This is a genomic window from Tabrizicola sp. T46 (assembly GCF_057219895.1).
Map to the genome: position 1 here is coordinate 421,364 of NZ_JBXVVV010000002.1, position 23,873 is coordinate 445,236.

23 protein-coding genes are annotated in these 23,873 nt (G+C 66.5%); 20 read left to right on the forward strand and 3 right to left on the reverse strand.

Annotated elements, in window-relative coordinates; all coding sequences use genetic code 11:
* Positions 1–49: 49 nt before the first annotated feature.
* From ybgC to folD, 14 genes are all read left to right on the forward strand, one after another.
* Positions 50–451: a tol-pal system-associated acyl-CoA thioesterase gene (gene ybgC / locus AC2D9V_RS09635; protein WP_484713856.1), complete on the forward strand. Its 402-nt coding sequence runs from the start codon at positions 50–52 to the stop codon at positions 449–451.
* A gap of 187 nt (positions 452–638) precedes the next feature.
* Positions 639–1,334, forward strand: coding sequence for a protein TolQ (tolQ, locus tag AC2D9V_RS09640; RefSeq protein ID WP_484713857.1), 696 nt, complete (start codon positions 639–641; stop codon positions 1,332–1,334).
* Positions 1,335–1,337: 3 nt separating this feature from the next.
* Positions 1,338–1,847, forward strand: coding sequence for a protein TolR (gene tolR, locus AC2D9V_RS09645; RefSeq protein ID WP_484713858.1), 510 nt, complete (start codon positions 1,338–1,340; stop codon positions 1,845–1,847).
* Between the two features lie 5 nt (positions 1,848–1,852).
* Positions 1,853–2,986 carry a hypothetical protein gene (locus AC2D9V_RS09650; protein WP_484713859.1) on the forward strand — a complete coding sequence of 378 codons (1,134 nt, stop codon included), beginning with the start codon at positions 1,853–1,855 and terminating at the stop codon, positions 2,984–2,986.
* Positions 2,987–3,077: 91 nt separating this feature from the next.
* Positions 3,078–4,409, forward strand: a complete 1,332-nt coding sequence (tolB, locus tag AC2D9V_RS09655) for a Tol-Pal system beta propeller repeat protein TolB (RefSeq protein ID WP_484713860.1) — start codon at positions 3,078–3,080, stop codon at positions 4,407–4,409.
* A gap of 82 nt (positions 4,410–4,491) precedes the next feature.
* Positions 4,492–5,013, forward strand: a complete 522-nt coding sequence (gene pal, locus AC2D9V_RS09660) for a peptidoglycan-associated lipoprotein Pal (protein WP_484713861.1) — start codon at positions 4,492–4,494, stop codon at positions 5,011–5,013.
* Positions 5,014–5,017: 4 nt separating this feature from the next.
* Complete coding sequence (ybgF, locus tag AC2D9V_RS09665; protein WP_484713862.1) at positions 5,018–5,857, forward strand: tol-pal system protein YbgF; 840 nt, start codon at positions 5,018–5,020, stop codon at positions 5,855–5,857.
* The gene (gene tilS / locus AC2D9V_RS09670; RefSeq protein ID WP_484713863.1) at positions 5,848–7,059 is read left to right on the forward strand and encodes a tRNA lysidine(34) synthetase TilS; all 1,212 of its coding nucleotides are present in this window, start codon (positions 5,848–5,850) and stop codon (positions 7,057–7,059) included. Before ybgF ends, tilS begins: the two co-directional genes overlap by 10 nt.
* A gap of 82 nt (positions 7,060–7,141) precedes the next feature.
* On the forward strand, positions 7,142–9,061 hold the full coding sequence (gene ftsH / locus AC2D9V_RS09675; protein ID WP_484713864.1) for an ATP-dependent zinc metalloprotease FtsH: 1,920 nt from the start codon (positions 7,142–7,144) through the stop codon (positions 9,059–9,061).
* Between the two features lie 95 nt (positions 9,062–9,156).
* The gene (locus AC2D9V_RS09680) at positions 9,157–10,134 is read left to right on the forward strand and encodes a magnesium transporter CorA family protein (RefSeq protein ID WP_484713865.1); all 978 of its coding nucleotides are present in this window, start codon (positions 9,157–9,159) and stop codon (positions 10,132–10,134) included.
* Positions 10,135–10,152: 18 nt separating this feature from the next.
* A complete protein-coding gene (locus AC2D9V_RS09685; RefSeq protein WP_484713866.1) occupies positions 10,153–10,743 on the forward strand; it encodes an MOSC domain-containing protein in 591 nt (196 codons plus the stop codon).
* Positions 10,744–10,952: 209 nt separating this feature from the next.
* Positions 10,953–12,629 (forward strand): formate--tetrahydrofolate ligase, encoded by a 1,677-nt coding sequence (locus AC2D9V_RS09690; RefSeq protein WP_484713867.1) that lies wholly within the window; start codon positions 10,953–10,955, stop codon positions 12,627–12,629.
* Positions 12,630–12,693: 64 nt separating this feature from the next.
* Positions 12,694–13,005 carry a chorismate mutase gene (locus tag AC2D9V_RS09695; RefSeq protein ID WP_484713868.1) on the forward strand — a complete coding sequence of 104 codons (312 nt, stop codon included), beginning with the start codon at positions 12,694–12,696 and terminating at the stop codon, positions 13,003–13,005.
* Positions 13,006–13,009: 4 nt separating this feature from the next.
* Complete coding sequence (gene folD / locus AC2D9V_RS09700; protein ID WP_484713869.1) at positions 13,010–13,900, forward strand: bifunctional methylenetetrahydrofolate dehydrogenase/methenyltetrahydrofolate cyclohydrolase FolD; 891 nt, start codon at positions 13,010–13,012, stop codon at positions 13,898–13,900.
* 33 nt (positions 13,901–13,933) lie between these two features.
* On the opposite strand, the gene pdeM is transcribed toward folD, so the two are convergent.
* Together pdeM and AC2D9V_RS09710 are read right to left on the reverse strand one after the other, a co-directional pair.
* Positions 13,934–14,581: a ligase-associated DNA damage response endonuclease PdeM gene (pdeM, locus tag AC2D9V_RS09705; protein ID WP_484713870.1), complete on the reverse strand. Its 648-nt coding sequence runs from the start codon at positions 14,579–14,581 to the stop codon at positions 13,934–13,936.
* A gap of 79 nt (positions 14,582–14,660) precedes the next feature.
* Entirely contained in the window at positions 14,661–17,054 is a 2,394-nt protein-coding gene (locus tag AC2D9V_RS09710) for a ligase-associated DNA damage response DEXH box helicase (protein WP_484713871.1), read from the reverse strand.
* Between the two features lie 343 nt (positions 17,055–17,397).
* Between AC2D9V_RS09710 and AC2D9V_RS09715 the strand changes: the two genes are divergently transcribed.
* The 6 genes from AC2D9V_RS09715 to AC2D9V_RS09740 all read left to right on the forward strand — a co-directional run bounded on the left by AC2D9V_RS09715 (position 17,398) and on the right by AC2D9V_RS09740 (position 22,878).
* Entirely contained in the window at positions 17,398–18,210 is an 813-nt protein-coding gene (locus AC2D9V_RS09715; RefSeq protein ID WP_484713872.1) for a TIGR00282 family metallophosphoesterase, read from the forward strand.
* A complete protein-coding gene (locus AC2D9V_RS09720) occupies positions 18,207–19,160 on the forward strand; it encodes a DMT family transporter (protein WP_484713873.1) in 954 nt (317 codons plus the stop codon). The genes AC2D9V_RS09715 and AC2D9V_RS09720 overlap by 4 nt, the downstream gene beginning before the upstream one ends.
* Complete coding sequence (locus AC2D9V_RS09725; protein ID WP_484713874.1) at positions 19,160–20,938, forward strand: SLC13 family permease; 1,779 nt, start codon at positions 19,160–19,162, stop codon at positions 20,936–20,938. Before AC2D9V_RS09720 ends, AC2D9V_RS09725 begins: the two co-directional genes overlap by 1 nt.
* A gap of 139 nt (positions 20,939–21,077) precedes the next feature.
* Positions 21,078–21,818: a YebC/PmpR family DNA-binding transcriptional regulator gene (locus AC2D9V_RS09730; protein ID WP_484713875.1), complete on the forward strand. Its 741-nt coding sequence runs from the start codon at positions 21,078–21,080 to the stop codon at positions 21,816–21,818.
* Between the two features lie 283 nt (positions 21,819–22,101).
* The gene (locus tag AC2D9V_RS09735; RefSeq protein ID WP_103258861.1) at positions 22,102–22,308 is read left to right on the forward strand and encodes a cold-shock protein; all 207 of its coding nucleotides are present in this window, start codon (positions 22,102–22,104) and stop codon (positions 22,306–22,308) included.
* A 156-nt stretch (positions 22,309–22,464) separates the two neighbouring features.
* Positions 22,465–22,878 (forward strand): c-type cytochrome, encoded by a 414-nt coding sequence (locus AC2D9V_RS09740; protein ID WP_484713876.1) that lies wholly within the window; start codon positions 22,465–22,467, stop codon positions 22,876–22,878.
* Positions 22,879–22,881: 3 nt separating this feature from the next.
* On the opposite strand, the gene AC2D9V_RS09745 is transcribed toward AC2D9V_RS09740, so the two are convergent.
* Positions 22,882–23,763 carry a LysR family transcriptional regulator ArgP gene (locus AC2D9V_RS09745; protein WP_484713877.1) on the reverse strand — a complete coding sequence of 294 codons (882 nt, stop codon included), beginning with the start codon at positions 23,761–23,763 and terminating at the stop codon, positions 22,882–22,884.
* Positions 23,764–23,873: the final 110 nt, after the last annotated feature.

A 23,873-nucleotide genomic window follows, 5' to 3' on the forward strand; every position in this document is an offset into this window, starting at 1 on the left:
CCGGAGGACTGTGCTATCGCGAAGGCGGGCACAGTATGGGAGCTTGGACTTGTCGCATCGGCACGGCGTGCGCGTCTATTACGAGGATACCGACCTTGCCGGGATCGTCTATTACGCGAACTACCTGAAATTCATCGAACGCGCGCGGACGGAATGGGTCTCGGGCCTCGGGGTGGACCAGATGGATCTGCGCGCCCGCGAGGGGATCGTCTTCGCCGTCCGCCGCATCGAGGCGGACTACCTGCGTCCGGCGCGCTTCGGGGATGAACTGGTGGTGGAAACCGTGCTCCAGTCGCTGGGCGGGGCGCGGATCGTGCTGGACCAGGTGGTGCTGCGCGGGGGCGAACGGATCTTTGCGGCGGTGGTGACGCTGGTCTGCCTGGCCGAGGACGGGCACGCCGCTCGCCTTCCGGCCGAGGTGCGGGCGCGGCTGGCGGGGCCGGTCCACTGACGGCGGAAGGCTCGTCGTCGCCTTCGGCGCTCCTCGCGTGAAGAACCGACGAGAAGACGAAGTCGCACGAGGAGGGGGCACAGGCAAATCCCTGCCGGGTGCAGAGTTCTGTTGGCATTCCCGCTGTAATCTTGGTAGATTCGCCGCTAACGGAGCCAAAAAGGCCCGACCAACAAGAGCAGGCGTAATGGAAACGGACACCCTTGCGATGGCGCAGGAGATTGATTTCTCTCTGCTTGCCCTCTTTGCACGTGCAACGCTGACGGTGAAGATCGTCATGATCATGCTTCTGGTCATGTCGTTCTGGTCCTGGGCGATCATCATCCAGAAACACATCCAGTTCCGCCGCGCGCGGGGCGAGGCGTCGATCTTCGACCGGGCCTTCTGGTCGGGCGAGCCCTTGGACGAGCTTTTCGAGAAGATCGGGCCGGACCCGCAGGGCCAGTCGGAAAAGATCTTCGCGGCGGGCATGCTGGAATGGCGGCGGAGCCACAAGCAGGACGGCGGGCTGATCGCAGGGGCTCAGGCGCGGATCGACCGGGCGATGAACGTGGCGATCTCGCGCGAAAGCGAAAGCCTGAACAACGGGTTGAGTTTCCTGGCCACCACGGGTTCGACCGCGCCCTTCATCGGGCTCTTCGGCACGGTCTGGGGGATCAAGCACTCATTCGAAGAGATTGCCCTTTCCGGAAACACGAGCCTTGTGGTCGTGGCCCCCGGCATCGCCGAGGCGCTTCTGGCCACCGGGATCGGGCTGATCGCGGCCATTCCGGCGGTGGTCTTCTACAACAAGCTCAATGCCGACAGCGAGCGGATCATCGGCGGCTATGAAAGCTTTGCCGACGAATTCGCGACGATCCTGTCGCGCCAGCTGGATTCCTGAGCCATGGCCGCGAGTGTGGTGAAATCGGGCGGCGGCGGGGGCGGGCGGGGCCGCAGGCGCCGGGGCAGGTCGACCGCGATGAGCGAGATCAACGTCACGCCCTTCGTGGACGTGATGCTGGTGCTTCTGATCATCTTCATGGTGGCGGCTCCGATGCTGACCGTGGGGGTGCCGCTGGAGTTGCCGAAGACCGCGGCGGCGGCGTTGCCGACGGAACAGGAAGAGCCGCTGACGATCTCGATCACGCCGGAGGGTGGCATCGCGATCCAGAACACGGCTGTTTCGGATGCCGAACTCATCCCGAAGCTGACGGCCATCGCGGCCGAGCGCACGTCGAACAAGGTGTTCCTGCGGGCGGATGGCGGGATCCCATACGCGCGGGTCGCGCAGGTGATGGGCGCGCTGAATGCCGGCGGGTTCAACGAGATCAACCTCGTGACCGATGCGGACGGCCCAAGCTTTGGCGCGGATGGCGCGTCCAATGCGGAAACCGGCGAGAATTCGGGCGGCTGACCGGCATGCAGACGGGAACGATCTTTTCCGGGATCGGGCACGCAGGGCTGATCCTGTGGGTCCTTGTGGGGGACTGGCTGTTTCCGGTCCGCCCGCCGGAGGAGATCATCGCGACGCAGGTCAGCCTGATGACGAGCGAGGAGTTCGCGGCCCTTCAGGCGGCGACGCCGGTGCCGTCGGAAGAACCGGCCCCAGTCCGCCCCGAGCCGCGCCCCGAGCCAGTGGCCGAACCCGAGCCGGAGCCCGAACCCGTCCCGGAACCGCCGCCAGAGCCGGAACCGGAGCCAGAACCGGAACCCGTGCCGGAACCGACCCCGCCGCCGCCGAGCGACGTGGTGCAGGCCGAGACCGAGCAGGCCTTCGAATCTACCTCGACCGAGATCAACCCGACGCCCGAGGCGGCCGAGATCGTGGCGCCAAGCCCGGTCGAGGTGGAAGTGGAGGCAGAGACCTCGGACACGCCGACCCCGGCGGTCAGCGAGGAGCCGTCGGAAACGGTGGTCGAGCAGGAGACCCAGACCGAGGAAACGGTCGCCGAGGACACCGGCGATGTCCTGGAAACCGAGGCCAACCGCGAGCAGGACGAGGCGACGGGGATGATGACCTCGATCCGCCCACGGACCCGCCCCGAGGAGCTGCCCGAGCCGGAGCTTGCCGCCGCCGCGCCGGAGGACCCGCCGGTTTCGGAACAACTGACCGTCACGCCGGTGGAGGACGCCGCGACCGACGAAGCCATCGCGGCGCTGCTGGAAGAAATGGTGGAGCCCGCGGCCGAGGATACAGCGGCGGATACCGGAGGGCAGGACCTGCCGCAGGGACCGCCGCTGACCGGGGGCGAAATGGGCGACATCTCGAGTTCAATCGCGCGGAAATGGAACCTTGGGGCGGCCTCGACCGATACCATGTCGACGATGATCGTCATCCGCGTCAGCTTTGCCCCCGATGGCAGGCCTACCGACTTCGAGCTTCTGGAAGCCGAGGGGCCGACCCAGACCGGGATCGACAAGCTTTTCGAATCCGCGCGGCGGGCGGTGAACCGGGCCCATGCCGATGGCGGACTTCCGCTGCCGGCGGACAAGTACGAGACCTGGCGGGTGCTTGACCTGGTCTTCGATGCCAATGGAATGAGGCTGAGATGACGGTCCGGGCGATGCCGAAGACGGAAACCCTTCCGCCGCAAGCGCGGATGCAAAAGACAACGAACGGAGCACAAGGCGGATGAAAAAGCCGATGAGAACAGCCTTCCGGACCCTGCTGGCAATGGTCGTTGCGACCGGGGCACTGGCCTCGGCGCCGGTTCTGGCGCAGAACGCGCCGCCGCGGATCGTGATCGGTCCCGGGGTGATCGAGCCGATGCCGATCGCGGTGCCGACCTTCATCGACGAAGGTGGCGCGGGCGAGTTCGCGCGCGAGATCACCCGGGTGGTGATCTCGGACCTTGAAGGCACCGGGTTCTTCCGCACCATCGGTGAGGACGCCCATATCAGCCGGATCACGAGCTTTGACGGCGGCATCGCTTTCGAGGACTGGAAGGCGATCAATGCGCAGGTGCTGGTCACCGGGGCGGTTTCCGTGGCGGGCGACCGGGTTACGGTGAAGTTCCGCGCCTATGACGTCTTCAACGGCCAGGTGCTGGAAGGTGCGGCGCTGCAGTTCGCAGGGACAACGCAGGGGTGGCGGCGGATGGCGCACAAGGTGGCCGACGTGGTCTATTCCAAGATCACCGGCGAAGGCGGCTATTTCGACAGCCGGGTGGTCTTTGTCAGCGAGTCCGGTCCGAAGAACCAGCGGCTGAAGCGGCTGGCGGTGATGGACTATGACGGGGCGAACGTGGCCTACCTGACCGACAGTTCCGCAATCGTGCTGGCGCCGCGCTTTTCGCCCGCAGGCGACCGGATCATCTATACGAGCTACGAGACGGGGTTCCCGCGCATCACGCTGATGGATGTGGGCAGCCTTGAACGGCGGACGCTGGACGAACAGCCCGGCACCATGACCTTCGCGCCGCGCTTTTCGCCGGATGGCGGCACCATCGTCTTCAGCCTCGAGCGGGGCGGGAATACCGACATCTACACGCTGAACCTGTCTTCGGGCGGGCTGACGCAGCTGACGAACGCGCCCTCGATCGAGACCGCGCCCTCGTTCAGCCCGGATGGCAGCCAGATCGTCTTCGAAAGCGACCGCACGGGCGTGCCGCAGCTTTATGTCATGCCGGCGACCGGCGGCGAGGGCACGCGGATTTCGGGCGGGGAAGGGCGCTATGGCACCCCGGTCTGGTCACCGCGCGGCGACCTGATCGCCTTCACCAAGCAGAACGCGGGCCGGTTCCACATCGGCGTGATGCGGACGGATGGCAGCGAAGAGCGGCTTCTGACCGCGAGCTTCCTCGACGAGGGCCCGACCTGGGCGCCGAACGGCCGGGTCCTGATGTTCACCCGCGAGACGGCGGGGGAAAGCGGACAGACGAGCCTCTGGTCGGTGGACATCACCGGGCGGAACCTCAAGCAGATCCCGACCGAGGGCCCGGCGAGCGACCCCGCATGGTCGCCGCTTTTGCCGTGAATTGTGACGCGCCGCTGATTCACAGCGGCGCGCAAAGCTGTTAAGGTCACCCCAATCGAGCCAAGAAGAAGGATGAAGCCCCATGACCCTTGCCGTCAAATCGCTGCTGATCGTTGCCGCCCTGGCCCTTGCGGCCTGCAACAACCCTGACCGCTATGGCGCGGGTGGTGCCGGTGGTGCCGGCGGGCCGGGGTCGGGCATCGACACCACGGGTCTGGGTGACCCGAACAACCCGACCTCGATCGCCTATTTCAACCAGCGTGTCGGTGATCGGGTCCTGTTCGCGGTCGACCAGTCGACGCTGTCGCCCGAGGCGCGGACGATCCTGACGGCGCAGGCGCAGTGGCTGATGCAGAACACGGGCTATGCCGCGATCATCGAAGGCCATGCCGACGAACAGGGCACGCGGGAATACAACCTTGCGCTGGGCGCACGGCGCGCGGCGGCGGTGCAGAACTTCCTGATCAGTCAGGGCGTCCCGGCGACCCGGCTGCGCACCATCAGCTACGGCAAGGAGCGTCCGCTCGAGGTCTGCTCGGACGAGAGCTGCTATGCCAAGAACCGCCGTGCGGTGACGGTGCTGTCGGCCGGCGTAGGCGTCTGACGACATGCGGCGTCTCGGACTTCTGATCCTTCTGGCCCTGGCTGCCGGTCCTGCCCTTGCGCAGGACCGCGCCCAGACGCTGGCCGATATCCGCGCCGAGCTTTCGGCGCTGGCGGCCGAGTTCAACGCGCTGAAGTCCGAGCTGATCACGACCGGGGCCGCGACGAGCGGCGCTGCGGGCGGCGATGCGCTGACCCGGATGGACACGATCGAGGCGACGCTGGCGCGCCTAACCGCGCGCACCGAAGAGGTGGAGCTGCGGCTGAATCGGGTGGTGTCGGATGGCACGAACCGGATCGGCGACATCGAGTACCGTGTCTGCGAACTGACCGAGGGCTGCGATCCGACCTCGCTGGCGGCAACCCCGACACTGGGCGGAGACACGGGTGGGGCGGCTGTGGCCCCGGTGGTGACGGATCCGGCCACTACAACCGGTGACACCACTGGTGGGGCCCAACTGGCCGTAGCCGAGCAGGAAGACTTTGACCGGGCCAAGGGGGTGCTCGGTTCGGGTGACTTTCGCGGTGCTGCAGAGCTCTTTGCGACCTATGCCCAATCCTATCCTGGCGGACCGCTGATCCCCGAGGCACATTTCCTGCGCGGCGAGGCGCTGACCAGCCTGGGCGAGACCTCGGCTGCCGCGCGGTCCTATCTTGATGCCTTCAGCGCGGCGCCGGACGGACCCTTCGCGCCGGATGCATTGCTGAAGCTTGGCGAGGGGCTTGGGAAGCTTGGCCAGGTGCAGGAGGCCTGCGTGACGCTGGGCGAGGTCGGCATCCGCTATCCGGCCAGCATGGCGGCGACGCAGGCCAGCGTGGCGATGCAGGGCCTGGGGTGCCAGTAGACGGACGGGCCGAGGGCGACCGGCTGGTCGGGCTGATCCGCGATCGGCTGCCTGCCGGAGAGACCATCGGGATTGCAGTATCGGGCGGTGGGGATTCCACCGCCCTTCTGCATCTGGCGCTGGCGGCAGGTTTGAAGGTGGAGGCGGTGACGGTCGATCACCGCCTGAGGCCCGCAAGCGCGGCCGAAGCGGCGGGGGTGGCGGCCGCCTGTGCCGCGCTGGGCGTTCCCCATGCCGTGAAGGTGTGGGAGCACGGGCCGGTGCCGGGCAACCTGATGGATGCCGCGCGGCGGGCGCGGATGGGGTTGATCCTGACCTGGGCGCGGGAGCGCGGGATCGGGCATGTGGCGCTGGGGCATACGCGCGACGATCAGGCGGAAACGGTGTTGATGGGCCTTGCGCGGCAGGCGGGTCTGGCCGGGCTGTCGGGCATGCGCAGGCGCTGGACGGAAGGGGGTGTGACCCTGCACCGCCCGCTTCTTGACGCGGGCCGCGCGGAACTGCGCGGCTGGCTGACGGCGCGGGGCATCGGCTGGATCGATGATCCGACGAACGAGGATGCGCGCTTTGCCCGGATCCGGGCGCGAAAGGCGCTGGCGGCGCTTGGCCCCCTTGGGATCACCGCCGAGGGTCTGGCGGTGGTGGCGGCAAACCTGGCCGAGGCACAGGAGGCGCTTGCGGTGCAGGTGCGGGCGGCTGCTGCCTCCTTTGTCCAGCCCCTGGCCGGGGCGCTGACGATCGGCGACGGCCTGTGGCAGACCCCCGCCGAGGTGCGGCGCCAGGTGGTCGTGCGGGCGCTTGGCTGGCTGACCGGGGCAGACTATGCCCCGCGCGCGGCCGAGCTGGACCGGCTCATGTTGGCGATGCGCGGGGGGCGGGATGCGACGCTGGCGGGATGCCGGTTCCGCAGGGGCTGGCTTCTGCGCGAGGCCCGGGCACTGGGGGGGCCATGCCCGGTGGGCGAGGTTTGGGACGGGCGCTGGCGCATCACGGGTCCGAAGGGCGAAGTGCGCGCCCTTGGGGCCGAGGGGCTGCGCCAGTGCAGGGATTGGCGGGCGACGGGCCTGCCGCGCCCGGTGCTGGAGGTGACCCCGGCGGTCTGGCATGGGGATGTGCTGGTTTCGGCCCCGCTGGCCGGTTGGTCAAACGGCTGGTCGGCACAGCTTGACGCAGGCGAGCACCTTTTCGGACTATCCGATTGAACCCGCGCCCCAAAAGCTTATCTTGTGAGGCGACGGGGTCCGCGCCCAAGCCAGGGCAGGCGGACATTTGGGGAGATGCCTCGTGGGCAACGCGCGCAATATCGCATTCTGGGTCGTCCTGCTGATCCTGGTGATGGCCTTGTTCCAGCTGTTTTCCGGGAACTCGACGACGATGTCATCCCGGACGGTCAGCTATTCCGACTTCATCCAGCGGGTCGATGCCGGCCAGGTGCAGAACGTCACGCTGGATGGCGAGCGGATCGTCTTCCGGGCGAACGACGGCAACACCTATGTCGCGATCAAGCCGCAGGGCGAGATCCTGAGCAGCAACCTGACGCGCGAGCTGATCGAGAAGGGCGTCAGCGTCTCGGCCGAGCCGCAGGCGCAGTCGGGGTTCATGTCGCTGCTGTCGCTGTGGCTCCCGTTCATCATCCTCATCGGCATCTGGCTGTTCTTCATGAACCGGATGCAGGGTGGCGGGCGCGGCGGCGCGATGGGCTTTGGCAAAAGCCGGGCGAAACTGCTGACCGAAAAGCAGGGGCGGGTGACGTTTGACGACGTCGCCGGCATCGACGAAGCCAAGGAAGAGCTGGAAGAGATCGTCGAATTCCTGCGCAACCCGCAGAAGTTCAGCCGTCTGGGTGGCAAGATCCCGAAGGGCGCGCTGCTGGTCGGCCCTCCGGGGACGGGTAAGACGCTGCTCGCCCGCGCGATTGCGGGAGAGGCTGGCGTGCCCTTCTTCACCATCTCGGGTTCCGACTTCGTCGAGATGTTCGTGGGTGTCGGTGCCTCGCGCGTGCGCGACATGTTCGAGCAGGCCAAGAAGAACGCGCCTTGCATCGTCTTCATCGACGAGATCGACGCCGTGGGCCGTGCCCGTGGCGTGGGCATTGGCGGCGGGAACGACGAACGCGAGCAGACGCTGAACCAGCTTCTGGTTGAAATGGACGGGTTCGAGGCGAACGAGGGTGTGATCATCGTCGCGGCCACGAACCGCAAGGACGTGCTGGACCCGGCTCTGCTGCGTCCCGGCCGCTTTGATCGCCAGATCCATGTGCCGAACCCCGACATCAAGGGGCGCGAGAAGATCCTGTCGGTCCATGCCCGCAAGGTGCCGCTGGGGCCGGATGTGGACCTGCGGACCATCGCCCGCGGCTCGCCGGGGTTCAGTGGTGCTGACCTGATGAACCTGGTGAACGAGGCCGCGCTGATGGCGGCGCGCGTCGGTCGCCGGTTCGTGACGATGGACGATTTCGAGCGGGCGAAGGACAAGGTCATGATGGGCGCGGAACGGCGCAGCATGGTCCTGACCGACGACCAGAAGGAAAAGACCGCCTATCACGAGGCCGGCCACGCCATCGTCGGCATGGCGCTGCCGAAGTGCGACCCGGTCTACAAGGCGACGATCATCCCGCGCGGCGGTGCCCTGGGGATGGTGGTCAGCCTGCCCGAGATGGACCGCCTCCAGATGCACAAGGACGAGGCGAAGCAGCGCATCGCGATGACCATGGCCGGCAAGGCCGCCGAGATCATCAAGTATGGCGAGGAAGGCGTCTCCTCCGGCCCGGTGGGCGATATCCAGCAGGCCTCGGGTCTGGCCCGGGCGATGGTGATGCGCTGGGGCATGTCGGACGAGATCGGCAACATCGACTATTCCGAAGCGCATGAAGGCTATCAGGGCAACACGGCGGGCTTCTCGGTCAGTGCCGAGACGAAGCAGAAGATCGAGGCCGAGGTGAAGGCGCTGATCGACGAAGGCTATGAGACCGCGCGCCGGATCCTTCTGGAGAAGTCCGAGGATTTCGAGCGGCTGGCCAAGGGTCTTCTGGAATATGAGACGCTGACCGGCGACGAGATCCGCAAGGTGATTGCTGGCGAGCCGCTGACGGGCGACGACAATGCCGACAAGCCCTCGTCCGGTGGGGGCGGGGCTTCGGTCGCGGCGATCCCGAAGACGCGGGGACGTGCACCGAAAGCCGATCCGGAACCTGCGCCGCTGTAACAGGCACGTTACGCCAAAGGCCCCGCCCCGTGCGGGGCCTTTCGCTTTTCCGGTGGTCCCGCTAGGCTTTGCCAAGGGCGACGGCGGAGCGGCGGATGATCACGGCCTTCAGGTCACAGGGCAACCGGCTGGTCCGGATGGACCTTGCCCGCGAACACCTGCGCGATGCCCTCTGGATCGACCTTGACTGCCCGACCGCCGCCGAAGAGGACGCCGTCGAGGCGACCCTTGGCATCGACATCCCCACGCGCGAGGACATGCAGGAGATCGAGGTTTCCTCGCGCATCTACCGCGAAAGCGGTGCCCTCTTCCTGACCGCGCAGATCGTCGCCACCGTCGAGGCGCGGGATACCGAGATCGGCCCGGTGACCTTTGTCGTCTGCCCCGACCGGCTGGTGACGGTGCATTATCATCACCCCGGCTCGTTCCAGCATTTCGCCGACTGGGCCGCGCGTCACGACACGCCGCTGGCCACGGGGATTGATGCGCTTCTGGCTCTTCTCGACGCGGTGGTCGACCGGCTGGCCGACATACTGGAGGGCGAGGCGCGCAAGCTTGACGCGCTGTCGAAGGCGATCTTCGCCGCGCATCGCCCGGCCGGCAAGGCCGAGACGCTGGGCGCCGTCCTGCAGCGGATCGGGCGGGCCGAGGACCTGAACGCCAAGGTGCAGGAAAGCCTGAGCACCGTGACGCGGGTTGTCGGCTATCTGACCGTGCAGACCCCTGCCGCCGATGCCATCTGCCTGACCGATGCCGACCGCCCCGCCGCACAGACGCTTCTCCAGGACCTGAAGTCTCTGGGCGAGGTGGCGGCAACACAGTCCGCCAAGGTCCGCTTTCTGCTGGATGCGACGCTGGGGGTGATCAACATCCGGCAGTCGGACGTGATCAAGATCTTCTCGGTCGTGGCCTTTGTCTTCCTGCCGCCGACGCTGATCGCGAGTATCTACGGGATGAACTTCGATCACATGCCGGAACTCGCATGGCCCTGGGGCTATCCGATGGCGCTGGGGATGATGGTCGTCTCTGCGCTGGTGCCTTATCTTTTCTTCCGCTGGAAGAAGTGGCTTTAAGCGAAACGAGGGTTCCCGATGCCTGCGCTGATCCCAACATCCCTGACCGCCCGCGTCGTCTGGTTGGGCTTTCAGCCCGTGCCGGTGAAAAAACTGGTCATCACCGCTCGGCCCCTGGACGAGATGCCGCTGACCTTCGCGGGCTATGAGGGCGAGGTCCATGCCGGGCTAACGCGGCCCTCATGCAGCCGCGTGACGAAGCAGTATCCCAAGGGCACGGAAATCCGGAACGTCCGCCAGCTTTGCGTCGTCAGCGCCGAGGAGATGGCCGAGGTCGCCGCCGACATGGGGCTGGCGGCGATGGACTATGCCTGGGTCGGCGCCTCGCTTGTCCTGGAGGGGATTCCCGATTTCACCCATGTCCCGCCCGGAAGCCGGTTGCAGGGGCCGGACGGTGTGACGCTGGTCGTCGACATGGAGAACCTGCCCTGCCAGGAACCCGCAGTGACGATCGAAAAGGCGCTGCCCGGACAGGGCAAGGGCTTCAAGGCCGCGGCGAAGGACAAGCGCGGCGTGACTGCCTGGGTCGAACGGGAAGGCACGCTGCGGCTGGGGGACAGGATGACCCTGCACATCCCGGCGCAGCGGCCCTGGGCTTACAAGGTCTGAGGCTTCGCCCGGCCAGTGCAGCGTGGACTGCGGGCTCGGTCAAGGGTCACGCGTGATGCAGCCGCGGACGTGAGTTTCCGATCGGAAACGGTCTCTGGCGAATTTCGCGGGTTTCAGGTCGGAAACCTGCCTTGGATGGCTCGCTTCCCCCGGTATCACGTCGCAAACGGCACATGTGCCGGCACATAAGCCCGAGGGGGAGACGCAGAATGGCCTTCAAGACCGACATCGAGATTGCGCGCGAGGCGAAGAAGAAGCCGATCATGGAAATCGGCGCCAAACTGGGCATCCCGGCCGAGCATCTTCTGCCCTATGGCCATGACAAGGCGAAGGTGGGCCAGGAGTTCATCAAGTCGCTGGCCGGGCGCCCTGATGGCAAGCTGGTCCTCGTGACCGCGATCAACCCGACCCCGGCGGGCGAGGGCAAGACCACGACCACCGTGGGTCTGGGCGACGGGCTTAACCGGATCGGCAAGAAGGCGGTGGTCTGCATCCGCGAGGCAAGCCTTGGCCCGAACTTCGGGATGAAGGGCGGCGCGGCTGGCGGTGGGATGGCGCAGGTTGTTCCGATGGAGGAGATGAACCTTCACTTCACCGGTGACTTCCACGCGATCACATCGGCCCACAACCTTCTGTCGGCGATGATCGACAACCACATCTACTGGGGCAATGAGCTGAACATCGACGCCCGCCGCGTGGTGTGGCGCCGTGTCATGGACATGAACGACCGCGCGCTGCGTGACATCGTCGTCAACCTGGGCGGCGTGTCGAACGGCTTCCCGCGCCAGACCGGGTTCGACATCACCGTGGCCTCCGAGGTCATGGCGATCCTGTGCCTCTCAAACGACCTTGAGGACCTGCAGAAGCGGCTGGGCGACATCGTCGTCGCCTATACCCGCGACAAGAAGCCGATCTACTGCCGCGACATCAAGGCCGATGGCGCGATGACGGTGCTTCTGAAGGACGCGATGCAGCCGAACCTGGTGCAGACGCTGGAAAACAACCCGGCCTTCGTGCATGGCGGCCCGTTTGCGAACATCGCCCACGGCTGCAACTCGGTCATCGCGACCAAGACCGCGCTGAAGCTGGGCGAGTATGTGGTGACCGAAGCCGGCTTCGGCGCCGACCTCGGGGCCGAGAAGTTCTTTGACATCAAGTGCCGCAAGGCCGGGCTGAAGCCGGCGGCGGCGGTGATCGTGGCCACGGTCCGCGCGATGAAGATGAACGGCGGCGTCGCCAAGGCCGACCTTGGGGCCGAGAACGTGGACGCCGTGAAAAAGGGCTGCCCCAACCTTGGCCGCCACATCGCCAACGTGAAATCCTTCGGTGTCCCGGTGGTCGTGGCGATCAACCACTTCTATTCCGACACCGATGCGGAAGTGGCGGCGGTGAAGGCCTATGTCGCCGAGCAGGGGGCCGAGGCGATCCTCTGCAAGCACTGGGCCAATGGCTCGGCCGGGATCGAGGATCTGGCGAAGAAGGTCGTGGCCCTGGCCGAAAGCGGCGCCAGCCACTTCGCGCCGCTCTACCCCGACGAGATGCCCTTGTTCCAGAAGGTCGAGACCATCGCCAAGCGCATCTACCACGCGGATGAGGTGATCGCCGACAAGTCGATCCGCGACCAGCTGAAGGCCTGGGAAGCCGCCGGTTACGGCCACCTGCCGATCTGCATGGCAAAGACCCAGTACAGCTTCACCACCGACCCGAACGTGCGCGGCGCGCCGACCGGCCACTCGGTTCCGGTCCGCGAGGTGCGGCTTTCGGCGGGTGCCGGATTCATCGTGGTGATCTGCGGTGAGATCATGACCATGCCGGGCCTGCCCAAGGTGCCTTCGGCCGAGGTGATCCGGCTGAACGACGCAGGCCAGGTCGAGGGGCTGTTCTGATCGTCGCATTGCCCTTTCGCGGGGCTCCCCTTATCTCGGGGGAGCCTTTCGCAGGGAGACGATGATGCCGAAGCCCGCCGACTGCACCAACATGGCCCAGATCCGGGCCGAGATTGACCGGCTGGACGAAGACCTCGTCCGGCTGTTCGCAGAACGTGCGGGCTATATCGATCGCGCGGCCGAAATCAAGGCGCAGGTGGACCTGCCCGCCCGGATAGAGGCCCGCGTCGAGGAAGTGGTGGGAAATGTCCGCCGCCATGCCGCCACCTACGGGCTGCCGCCCGAACTGGTGGAGAAGCTCTGGCGGCGGCTGATCGACTGGTCCATCGCGCGCGAGGAAAGCAAGCTTGGACCGGACAGCTTGCGGAAGGGATGATCCGATGACGGCCAAGGTGATCGACGGCAAGGCCTTTGCGGCCAGGGTGCGGGCAGAGGTTGCGGCGCATGTGGCGCGGCTGCGCGAGGAGCACGGGTTGCAGCCCGGCCTTGCGGTGGTACTGGTGGGCGAAGACCCGGCGTCACAGGTCTACGTCAGGAACAAGCATGCTTCGACCATCGAGGTCGGAATGGCATCATTCGAACATCGGCTCTCGGCCGACACGTCGGAAGCCGACCTTCTGGCGCTGATCGACAAGCTGAACGCTGATCCAAAAGTGCATGGGATTCTCGTACAGTTGCCGCTTCCGGGTCACCTGAACTCGGAGCTTGTCATCAACCGGATCAACCCGGCCAAGGACGTGGACGGATTCCACATTTCGAACGTCGGGCTTCTGGGGACCGGGCAGAAGAGCATGGTGCCCTGTACGCCGCTGGGTTGCCTGATGATGCTGCGGGATCATCATGGGAAGCTTGCGGGCCTGAATGCCGTGGTGGTTGGCCGGTCGAACATCGTCGGCAAGCCGATGGCGCAGCTTCTTCTGGGCGACAGTTGCACGGTGACCATCGCGCACAGCCGGACCAAGGATTTGGCCGAGGTGTGTAAACGTGCGGATATCCTGGTCGCGGCGGTCGGGCGGCCGGAGATGATCACCGGCGACATGGTGCGCCCGGGGGCGACGGTGATCGACGTCGGGATCAACCGGATCGAGCGGGACGGCAAGGCGAAGCTGGTGGGCGACGTCCATTACGAGAGCGCGGCCAAGGTGGCGGGGGCGATCACGCCGGTGCCGGGCGGGGTCGGGCCGATGACGATTGCCTGCCTTCTGGCCAACACGCTGACCGCCTGCTGCCGGGCGCATGGGCTGACCGAGCCCGAGGGGCTGACGGCCTGAAACACTCCTCGTCGCCCTTCGGGCGCTCGTCGCTCAGCGCGGCATGGGGATGGCCAGGGCGCGGGTGCCGGTCAGGATGGCCAGTGCGTCGGGAGCCATGAGTGCGGTCAGGCTGGCATCCTGTGCCTTGAGGCCGCCGGTGTAGACCCCATAGGCGGGCAGGATCATCCGGGCCGAGTCGGCCAGGAAGCAGGGCTTCGACTGACCGGCAAGACGGGCCTTGGGGTGGTAGTGCCCTGAAATCTCTGCCTTTTCCTGCGGATCAGCGATGTGGCGGAAGGTGAAGGGCGTGAGCTTCAGCTCGGCACGGTGGGTGCCGCCGATCTCAACCGGACCGGGATCGTGATTGCCGGTGATCCAGGTCCAGTCGCGGCCGGCCATGAGGCGGGCAAGCCAGAGGCGGGCGGATTCCTCCAGCCCGTCGAGGGCGGCGAGGTCGTCGAAGCTGTCGCCGAGGCAGATCACCGTCTCGGCCCGGGTCGCCTCGAGATCGCGGTCGAGCTTTTCCAGCGTCGCCTGGGTTTCATAGGGCGGAAGGAGTGCGCCCCCGCGGCGGGCGAGGCGTTCGGATTTTCCGAGGTGAAGGTCGGAGACGGTAAGGGTCTGGCGGGCCGGCCAGAAGAGGCCCCCGGACGGCAGGAGGTGCAGCGTTTCGCCATGGAAGAAGAGCGCGTGGTGCATGGGTGCCTGCATGCCCCGGCGCTGCGCCGGTGGCAAGGGCGGAGCCTCCGGCGGGGATATCTGGGCAGAAAGGAAGGGCTCAGGTGAGGCCCGCAGCCTCCATCAGCGCCTGCGCCTGCGCGCTGGCGAGGCGGTCGCGGCCTTCGCCCTGCACGGGGATGCGGCCCGGTTCGAAGAAAAGCGGTGCCGCGAGGGGGGTGACGCGGGGCAGGCGGATGAGGTCGATCCGCGAGCCGACGCGGGCAAGCATCCCTTCGATCCGGGAAAAGTCGATCAGGCCACGGAGCGCCTCTTCCCGTGTGATCTGGAGGAGCAGGTGGTCGGGGTCATACTTTCGCAGCGTGTCGTAAAGAATGTCTGAAGAGAACGTTGCCTGCCGCCCGGTCTTGCGGCGGCCCTGGTGGCTGCGCTCGATTAGGCCGGAAATGATGGCGGTCGCGCGGAAGGTGCGTTTCATCACGGCGTTGCCCGATAGCCAGGTGTCGAGGCCTTCGCGGAGGGCCTCCACGTCGAAGAGGGGGGCGGGGTCGGTGACGGGGTCGAGGCCCCAGATCAGGGTGGCATAGTCGGTGGCGACGAAGCCCAGGGGGGCAAGGCCTTGGGATTCCATCTGTTTTGTCACCAGAAGGCCGAGGGTCTGCTGGGCGTTCCGGCCGGCGAAGCCGTAGACGACAAGGTGCTCGCGCCCGTCGTGGGGGAAGCTTTCGAGAAGGAGGGAGTGGGGGTCGGGGAGGCGCGAAACCTCACGCTGTTTGGCCAGCCACCAGGCGGTGTGGGCGGGGAGGTCGGGCCAGTTGGGCTGCTGGAAGATTTCCAGGATGCGGTCTGTCAGGAGCGTGGAAGTGGCAAACTTCGTGCCGTTGAAGACGGCGACTTTCGGGTCGCGGCCCGGGGTGCGCGAGACCTCGACCGTCATTTCGCGAAGTCCTTCGTATCGGACGATCTGGCCGCCGATCAGGAAGGTGTCGCCTGGGGTGAGGGTGGCGGCGAAGCTTTCCTCGACCTCGCCCAGGGGGGTGCCGCCGAACTGGTTCCTGAGCCGGACCTTCAGGGTTTCGATGTCGATGATCGTGCCGAGGTTCTGGCGGATCAGGGCGGCGGCGCGGGGGTCGCGGAGGTGCCATTTACCGTTCGTTAACTTCAATCGCTGCCAGCGGTCATAGGCCCTGAGCGCATAGCCGCCGGTGGCGACGAAATCGAGGCAGGCGTCGAATTCTGCTTGCGTCAGAAGGGCATAGGGGCCGGCGGTGATGACCTCGCGGTAAAGGTCACCCGCGTCGAACGGGCCGGCGCAGGCGGTGGCGAGGATGTGCTGGCAGAGGACATCGCGGGGCCCGGGGCCGCGCGGTTCGCCGTCGAGGTCATGGTCGCGGACGGCATCAAGGGCGGCCTGGCATTCCACGACCTCGAAGCGGTTCGCCGGAACGAGGAGGGCCTTCGAGGGTGCGTTGTAGCGGTGGTTGGCACGGCCGATCCTTTGCACGAGGCGTTTCACGTTCTTCGGCGCGCCGACCTGGATGACGAGGTCGACATCGCCCCAGTCGATCCCGAGGTCGAGCGAGCCGGTGCAGACGACGGCGCGCAACGCGCCAGCGGTCATCGCCTGTTCCACGCGCTCGCGCTGTTCGCGGGCAAGGCTGCCGTGGTGGATGCCGATGGGCAGGTCGTCGGTGTTCTGTAGCCAGAGGTCGTGAAAGAAAAGCTCCGCCTGCGCGCGGGTGTTGTGGAAGATGAGGGTCGTGCGGTGGCGCGTGATCTCGTTCAGGATCGCGGGGATGGCATAGCGGCCACCGCCGCCCGACCATGGGGGCGGGGCATCGGTTTCCAGCATCGAGATGTCGGGGTCGGGGCCGGGGTCAGCCTGAAGGATCGTGGTTGCAGGCGCAAGGAAGCGGGCGAGGGCCGGGGGGTTCTCGACCGTGGCAGAGAGGCCGACACGGCGGAGGCCGGGGTTCAGGGTCTGGAGGCGGGCGATCTGGAGGACCAGCTGGTCGCCGCGCTTGGATTCAGCCAGCGCGTGGATTTCGTCGATGATTACCCTTTGCAATCCTGCGAAAATCCGGGGGGCGTCTTCGTAGCTGAGGAGAAGGGCGAGGCTTTCCGGCGTGGTCAGGAGGATATGCGGCGGGTCGGCGCGCTGGCGGCGGCGCTGGGTGTAGGAGGTGTCGCCGGTCCGGTCCTCGACCCTGATCTTCAGGCCCGCGCCCTCGATGGGCGTGCCGAGGTTTCGACGGATATCGGCGGTGAGAGCCTTGAGGGGCGAGACGTAGAGGGTGTGAAGGCCGGGGGCTGGGTTCGTGCCAAGTTCGGCCAGGGTGGGCAGAAAGCCTGCGAGGGTCTTGCCGCCGCCGGTGGGCGCGATGAGAAGGGTGGCGGGATCGGCGCTGAGGGCCAGCATCTCCATCTGGTGGGGGTGGAGGGTCCAGCCTTTGGCGGCAAACCAGGCGGTCAAGGCGGGCGGCAGCGGCGTCATGAAGGAAGAGATAACGCGGTGGTGCGGTTTGGGGAACGGGGTGGGGGCGTGCGCCGGGTTAACCTGCTGATCCGGCTGAAAAACATGGGTCTTCCGGGCGTCTTCCTTGTGTCTTCCTTCCGTCTTCCGTCTGTCTTGCCCTGGTGGGCGGCCGGATTGCGTTAACCATAAGGTGCGAAAGGTCGGGGCGGGGCGAAGATTTTTCGGCGAAAATTCTTCTTTGCGGGCGGTTTTCCCGCAAGGCGTGGCGGATGCCGGAAGCTTGGGCTTTTCGGAGAAATTTCTTCCCCTTTCGCCGCCAATTCGCTTGCCGGAACAGCGCCCCGCGCCTAATCGGGGGGCCATGAGACTTCTCTTCCTTGGCGATGTGATGGGCCGGTCGGGCCGGACGGCGGTGATCGAGCGGTTGCCCGGCCTAAGGGCGGCCTGGGGCCTCGACTTCGTCGTGGTCAATGGCGAGAACGCGAGCCAGGGTGCCGGGATCACCGGGGACCACGCGAAGGAGTTGCTGGCGGCGGGGGCGGATTGCCTGACGCTGGGCGACCATGCCTTTGACCAGAAGGACATGCTGACCTTCATCGAGCAGGAGCCGCGGATCGTAAGGCCGCTGAACTTTTCCAAGGTGGCGCCGGGGCGGGGGGCGCGGGTCTTCGAGGCGACGCAGGGACGGAAGGTTCTGGTGACGCAGGCGCTGGGGCAGGTGTTCATGAAGCGGCCCTTCGATGACCCGTTCTCGGCGCTGGAGGCGGTGCTGAAGGCGCATACGCTGGGCGGTGTGGTGCAGGCGGCGGTGGTGGATTTCCACGCCGAGGCGACATCCGAAAAGATGGGCATGGGCCATTGGTGCGACGGGATGGCTTCGCTGGTCGTTGGCACCCATACGCATGTGCCGACGGCCGATGCGATGATCCTGCCCAAGGGCACGGCCTATCAGTCGGACGCGGGCATGTGCGGCGATTACGACAGCGTCATCGGGATGGAGAAGCTGGAGCCCCTGCGCCGGTTCATCACCGGTATGGCCAAGGGGCGGTTCGAGCCGGCAGGCGGCGAGGCGACGCTGTCGGGGGTCTATGTCGAAACGGATGACCGGACAGGGCTGGCGGCGAAGGTGCGGATGATCCGCGTCGGCGGGCGGCTGCAGGAGGCCTTGCCTTGACCGAGGTTGCGGCGGCCCCCCCACCCCATCCTTCGCCCGCGAGGGGGGAAGGAGGCTCGTTCTTCGCGAGCCGCTGGTTCTTTGTGCTGGTGCTGGTGGTGCTGGGCGTGGGCTGGGGGTCGACCCAGAGCCTGGGGAAGATCGCCACATCGACCGGGCATCAGCCGTTTGGGCTGATCTTCTGGCAGCTGGTGGTGGGAGCGCTGGCCCTGGGGGCGGTCTGTGCGGTGCGTCGCAAGGGTCTGGTCCTGACGCGCGAGGCCTTTCGATTCTATGTCGTCATCGCCTTCATCGGCACGATCATTCCCAACGCGACCTTCTATGCAGCGGTGGCGCGACTGCCGGCGGGGATCATGTCGATCCTGATCGCGACGGTGCCGCTGATTGCCTTTCCGATGGCGCTGGCGCTGGGGATCGACCGGTTCTCGAAGGAACGGGCGGCGGGGCTGGGGTTGGGCATCCTCGGGGTGGCGCTGATCGCGAGCCCGGGGGGCGCGGCGGTGGATCTGGTCTGGGTCGCGATCGCGATGGTGGGGCCGTTCTTCTATGCGATCGAGGCGAACTGGGTCGCGAAGAACGGGACTGCGGGTATGGATGCAGTGCAGGCGATGTTCGGCGTGTCGCTGCTGGGCGCGGTGCTGGTAGCGCCGCTTGCGCTGGGAACCGGGCAGTGGGTGGACCCGTTTCCGCCGGGGCGCCCGGAAGTTGCGCTGGTGATCAGTTCGGTGGTCCATGCGCTGGTCTATGCGTCCTATGTGTGGCTGGCGGGGAAGGCGGGGTCGGTCTTTGCCTCGCAGACGGCCTATCTGGTGACGGGGACCGGGGTGATCTGGGCGATGGTCCTTCTGGGCGAACGGTTCGAGCCTATGGTCTGGCTGGCGCTTCTGGTGATGCTGGCGGGCGTGGCGCTGGTGCAGCCGAGGGAACGGGCAAGGACTGTGGAGGCCTGATGTTCGGACTGGAGATCCCGGCGGAAGCAGCGCCTTGGGTCGCTCTGGCGATCCTTGGAGTGATGTTCGTCCTTTTTGTGCTGGAGCGCACGCCGGTGGAGGTGACGGCCATCGGCGGGGCTGCGGCGATGATGGTGCTGGGTATCCTGCCGGTGAAGGAGGCGACCTCGGTCCTTTCGAACCCCGCGCCCTGGACGATTGCGCTGATGTTCCTGGTGATGGGGGGGCTGGTCAGGACCGGGGCGGTCGAGATGGTCATCGCCGCGGCTGAGCGGCATGTCGGCGAGCGGCCGAAGACGACGATTGCCGTCCTTTTCGGCACGATTGCCGTCGCCTCGGCCTTCATGAACAACACGCCCCTGGTCGCGGTGATGATCCCGGTGGTGATCCAGCTGGCGGTGAAGCTGGGGACGGCACCGTCCAAGCTGTTGATCCCCTTGAGCTATATCACTGTCTTGGGGGGCATGATCACGCTGATCGGCACCTCGACCAACATCCTGGTCGACGGGGTCGCGGCGGATCAGGGGCTGGAGCATTTCGGCCTGTTCGAGATCGCGCCCCTGGGGATCGCGGTGACGATTGCCGGGGGGCTGTTCCTGGCGCTGTTCGGTAACCGTCTTCTGCCGGTCCGGCAGTCGATGGGTGTTCTGCTGAACGACCGGCGGAAGATGAAATTCTTCACCGAGGTCGCGGTCCCCGAGGACAGCAGCCTGATCGGCAAGGCGGTGCTGGATGTCGACATCTTCAAGCGCGAGGGCGTGCGGGTGATCGACGTGCTGAGGGGCGATGCCTCGCTGCGGCGGGACCTTGCGGGGGTGACGCTGGCTGCGGGGGACCGGGTGGTCTTGCGGACCGAGATGGCGGAACTGATGGGTCTGCAGGCGCGGAAGGACGTGCATCTGGTCGACAAGCTCAGTTCGGTGAAGACCGAGACGGTCGAGGTGCTGATCGGCCCCGGCTGCCGCATGGAGGGTCAGCGGCTGGGTGACATGCGGATCCGGCGGCGCTATGGCGTCTATGTGCTGGCGGTGCACCGGCGGAACCAGAACATCGGGCGGCAGCTGGATGACCTTTTGGTGCGGGTGGGCGACACGCTGCTTCTGGAAGGCGCGATCGAGGACATCCAGCGGCTGGCGGCGGACATGGACCTCGTCGACATCAGCCGTCCGCGGGTCATGGCCTATCGCCGTGCCAAGGCGCCGATCGCGCTGGCGGCGCTGGCGCTGATTGTGGGGCTGGCGGCGCTGGATGTGGCGCCGATCCTGCCCCTTGCGCTGATCGGGGTGGCGATCATCCTGGTCACGCATTGCGTGGACAGCGACGAAGCGTTCTCTTTCGTCGACGGGCGGCTGCTGGCGATGATCTTCGCGATGCTTGCCGTGGGCGAGGGGCTGGACCAGTCCGGCGCGGTGGCGATGATCGTGGCGGCGGTCGCGCCCTGGCTGGAGAACCTGGGACCCTTCCTTCTGATCCTTGCGGTCTACCTGATCGGGCTGATCCTGACCGAGTTCCTGTCGAACAACGCGGTCGCGGTGATCTACACGCCCATCGCCATCGAGCTTGCAGAAAAGCTTGGCCACGACCCGCGGCCTTTCGTGGTGGCGGTGATGTTTTCGGCCACGCTCGCCTTTGCCACGCCGGTCGGCTATCAGACCAACATGATGGTCTATGGGCCGGGGGGCTATCGCTTCACCGACTTCACGCGGGTCGGGCTGCCCTTGAACATCGTCGTAATGCTGGTCGCCTGCGCGCTGATCCCGGTGATCTGGCCGCTCTGACGGGCGGCTCGTCGTGCGACTTCGTCTTCTCCTCGCCTCTGCGTCGAGCGCAGCGAGCTTTGCGGGCGCGGGGGTTGCCCTTCGCCGCGGGGCCGGTGTAGAGGACGCCATCACCGAAATGGGACCGAGGTAGGGCCAAATGGCAGGCCATTCGAAATGGGCGAACATCCAGCATCGCAAGGGCAAGCAGGACAAGCTGCGCTCGAAGATGTTTTCCAAGCTGTCGAAGGAAATCACAGTCGCGGCCAAGATGGGGATGCCCGACCCGGACATGAACCCGCGCCTGCGGCTGGCCGTCAAGGCGGCGAAGGCGCAGTCGATGCCGAAGGACGTGATCGACCGCGCGATCAAGAAGAGCCAGATGGGCGACGGGGCGGATTACACCGAGATCCGCTATGAGGGCTACGGCGTGAACGGGATCGCGATCATCGTCGAGGCGATGACCGACAACCTGAACCGCACCGCGTCGAACGTGCGGAGCTATTTCACCAAGTGTGGCGGGAACCTTGGCACCACGGGCAGCGTCGCACACAGCTTTGACCGGGTGGGCGAGATTTCCTACCCCGCCTCGGTCGGGTCGGCAGATGACGTGATGATGGCCGCGCTGGACGCGGGCGCGGATGATGTCGAGTCGGACGAGGACGGGCACTGGATCTACTGCCAGGTCGAGAACCTCTCTGAAGTCTCGGACGCGCTGGAAAAGGCTCTGGGGGAATCGACGGAATCAAAGCTCGTCTGGCGGCCGCAGTCGCGGACCGAGGTTGATCTGGATACCGCGCAGAAGCTGATGCGTCTGGTCGACCTATTGGAAGAGGACGACGACGTTCAGACGGTGACGCACAACTTCGACGTCCCTGAAGACGTGGCGGCGCAGCTTTAGGGTCTGTCGGCCCCGCGCTGTCCCGGGCGTGCGCGGAATCTTCGAAAATTCCGCGGCGGAGCCTTTGAAGGCTCCGGTCCGATTTCTTCGAAGAAATCGGCGCGGCGGCAGGTCTTCTGCGCCTTGCCCCTTGTATTGTGCGCCGGGAGAGCGCATGTGCAGAGGGCGTAGCTTCTTCTCTTTCGTTCTGCTGTCTGCTTCGGCCCTCAGTTTCTCGATCGTGACGACACTGGGCCAGGCCATCGCAAGCTCGCGGGTGGCATATTTGACAGGAGATATCACGATGGCCAATGGCACCGTGAAATGGTTCAACGCCACCAAGGGTTTCGGCTTCATCGCCCCCGCAGGCGGATCGAAGGACGTGTTCGTCCACGTCACCGCGCTGGAGCGTGCCGGGATCCGGTCGCTGCCCGATGGGCAGGCCGTGACCTATGACATTGAGCAGGATCGCAACGGCCGTGAATCGGCTGTGAACCTGGCGCTGGCGTAAGCCTTTCCCCTTCCGGGGGACTGCGACGGGGGTGGCGAAAGCCGCCCCCGTTTCGCATTTGAAGCCCGGGTTCGGCAACGTGGCATGACCTGCATCAAGGACCAGGTCCGCGATCAGTCTGATCCTCTTGCCGGCAACATACGGAGGGTCCGGGGCATGAGGGGCATCTGGTTGGCGGTTACGGTTGCGTGTCTTGGCGGGATGGTCCTGGCCGAGGGCGAGGAGGTTGCGGGCGATGCCACGTCCGGCGCCCAGTTGTTCGAGACGCATTGCGCGGTCTGCCACGGGCGCGAGGCGACGGGGGACGGGCCGATGGCGCCGGTCCTCCTTGTGCCGCCGGCGGACCTGACGACGCTGGTCGCGCGCTATGGCGGGGTCTTCCCGCTGGAACGGGTGGCGGCGCGGATCGACGGGCGCGATCCCCTTGTCTCGCATGGCAGCGACATGCCGATCTGGGGCGGGTTCTTCGAGGGCAGGGACGTGGCGCTGCGGACGGATGCGGGGCAGCCGCTGCTGACCAGCCAACCGATCGCCGACCTGATCGCCTGGCTGCGCACGGTGCAGAAGTAGGCCTCAGGGGGGCACGAGGCTGCGCGCGGCGGAGGCGCGGATCGCGCGGGTCACCTGGAAGAGGGCGGGGGCGGCAAGGCGGGTGAACTGCCAGTGGAACGCCACGTCCAGTGGCGTATCCGGGACGAGTTCCCTCAGCACGCCGGTTCGCAGTGCGTCCCGGACGAGGTTTTCTGGGTTCATGCCCCAGCCGAGGCCGTGAAGGCAGGCATCGACGAAGGCCTGGGACGAGGCGATGCGGTGCGTCGGCAGGACCGGACGCCGCCCGACGACCTGCCGTGCAACCCAGCGTTCCTGGAGCCGGTCGTTTTCCGAGAAGGTCAGTGCCGGGGCCTTGGCCAGCGCCGCTGCGGTCACGCCATCCGAGAACCAGCGGTCGAGAAAGGCGGGCGAAGCCGTGGCGCGGTAGCGGAGCGCGCCGAGGGGAAGCGTGTCGCAGCCCTGAAGCGGCCCGGGATGGGCGGTTATGGCGGCAACCACTTCACCCCGCCGGAGCCAGTCCTGGCTGACGTCCTGATCGTCGATCACGAGGTCAAAGAGGAAGCCCTCGGTTTCGGCAAGGGCCGGGATGACCCAGGTGGCGAGACTGTCAGCGTTGACCGCAATCCGCAGGGTCTGGGGGCCGGGGGCGAGGCCGGGAAGGTCCGCAGCGAGGGTGCTTTCGAGGAGCGCGATCTCGTCATGGTGGCGGATGAGGCGGAGGCCGGTGTCGGTTGCGGTCGAAGGGCTGCCGCGGCGGATGAGAAGGCTGCCGGTCACCTCTTCCAGCGCCTTGATGCGCTGGCTGATGGCCGAGGGGGTGACGTTGAGTTCGGCTGCTGCCAGGTCAAATGAGCCGCGGCGATGGACGGCGGCGAGGGCGGCGAGCTGGGCGCGGTCGAACATTAGCTTCTCTAATCTTCAGTCAGAAAGATTAACTGGAGTGTGGCAGGCCGCCGCGATAGGTCAAGTCCTGGAAGCGCTGCGCATGGCTTTGGCGGAGGAGCCTCCGGCGG